Raw genomic sequence first — 578 nt, forward strand, 5'->3', positions numbered from 1 at the left:
CGCGAGCGGGCCGCCGCCTCCCTCGGCGGCGGCCCACCACCACGACGGTGCGCACCTGACCGTGCACACGCTGCCCGGCGCCGACGGCACCACCACCCTGGCCCTCGGCCAGGCCGCCGCCACCGCCGCCCCGCCGCTGGTCCACCGCCAGGTGACCAGCACGGCGACCGTCCTGCTGTCCCTGCTCACCAGCCCGCGGCACGCCCTGAACACCGACAGCCACAGCGTCGGCGCGCTGGTGCGGCTCATGCTCGGTGCCACCCCGGCGGAGGTCGCGCCCGCCCTCGTACCCTCCGAACACCCGGGGCACGACCACTGGATCGTGGTCCACGGGCGGCAGGATCCCCAGCACCGGTCCGCGCGGGCGCCGCGGCGGGGCGAGGACCCCGCGCAGCTCGCCACGCTCGGCACGGCCCTCGGCACGCCCTATCTGCACATCGACGGCCCGGCGCTGAGAGCCCTCGTCCCCGGCGCGCCGGGAGCCCGCCCGCGCGCACCCGCCCAGGCCGCCGCCCTCGGGTGGACCCTCGGCTTCAGCGACCCCTCCCCCGCGGCGGATCTGCCGCGCGCCGACGCCC

Annotated in this window: 1 pseudogene; it reads left to right on the top strand. The window is 79.2% G+C overall.

Features of this window, described 5'->3' with window-relative positions:
• Positions 1 to 578, top strand: a pseudogene (locus EEJ42_RS30945) (PucR family transcriptional regulator); the annotation flags it as partial.

The sequence above is a fragment of the Streptomyces botrytidirepellens genome, from assembly GCF_003721215.1.
GTDB classification, from domain to species: domain Bacteria; phylum Actinomycetota; class Actinomycetes; order Streptomycetales; family Streptomycetaceae; genus Streptomyces; species Streptomyces himastatinicus.